This is a genomic window from Microcystis sp. M53598_WE2, assembly GCF_030067735.1.
Lineage (GTDB): Bacteria > Cyanobacteriota > Cyanobacteriia > Cyanobacteriales > Microcystaceae > Microcystis > Microcystis aeruginosa.
The window spans coordinates 1-1,084 of sequence record NZ_JASJFE010000629.1 but is presented as its reverse complement, the minus strand read 5'-3'; the positions used below and the strand labels follow the sequence as shown (position 1 = coordinate 1,084).

The 1,084-nt window shown below is 42.4% G+C and carries 1 protein-coding gene; it reads left to right on the top strand.

Annotation, left to right across the window (positions count from 1 at the left end; all coding sequences use genetic code 11):
- Positions 1 to 198: 198 nt before the first annotated feature.
- A partial coding sequence (locus PX636_RS12790; RefSeq protein WP_288117485.1) for an NAD(P)H-dependent glycerol-3-phosphate dehydrogenase occupies positions 199 to 1,084 on the top strand: 886 nt, incomplete at its 3' end.

The window sequence follows — 1,084 nt, the reverse complement described above, 5'->3', positions numbered from 1 at the left end:
GATCCCCCCTGCCCCCCTTGATAAGGGGGGTGCCGATCCCCCCTGCCCCCCTTGATAAGGGGGGTGTCTGACAACTTTTAACACCTACCTACTTATCAGTAATCGGTGAATAATTTCATTTAAGACTCATAACCTTCAAATCGAATCATTTCTAACCAGTCACTGATCAGGGATCACTAATAAGGAGGGGAATAAAAGTTGTTAGAAAATGCCAAGAAAATTACGGTTATAGGTGGGGGAATTTGGGGACAAACTCTCGCTAATTTGGCTAGACTTAATCACTTAGCTGTTAGGGTTTGGTCGCGTCATACTGGGGAAGATTTAGGGGCTATTATAGCAGATACTGAGGTAATTATTTCAGCAGTTTCGATTAAAGGAGTTGTTCCCACGATCGAAAAATTACAGCAATTACAATTAAATTCTCGCATAATTATCGTCACCGCTACTAAAGGATTAGAGCCAATCACCACTCGTACCCCTTTTCATCTGTGGAATCAAGCTTTTCCCGCTAATCCCCTTGTGGTTCTTTCCGGTCCCAATTTAGCTAAAGAAATTAATCAAGGTTTACCCGCTGCCACGGTGGTAGCAAGTTATCTGCAAAAAGCAGCAATATTGTTACAAAAATTATTATCTGGGGAATCTTTTCGGGTTTATCTTAATAGCGATCCCTTGGGGACTGAGTTAGGTGGCACTCTCAAAAATGTCATGGCGATCGCTTCTGGGGTTTGCGATGGTTTACAGTTAGGTACTAATGCCAAATCTGCCCTGTTAACTCGCGCTTTACCGGAAATAGTTCGGGTGGGAACTTGTCTAGGAGGTTGTCAAGAAACTTTCTTCGGTTTATCGGGTTTAGGGGATTTATTAGCCACCTGTAATAGTCCTTTATCTCGCAATTATCAAGTGGGTTATCAATTAGCTTTAGGTTTATCTTTGCCTGAGATTTTAGGGAAGTTAGAGGGAACTGCCGAGGGAATAAATACCACAGAAGTTTTGATGAGAATTGCCCAAGAAAAAAATTTATATGTACCGATTACCTGCCAAGTTGATCGTCTTTTGCGCGGGGAAATTTCTCCCCAAGTTGCCG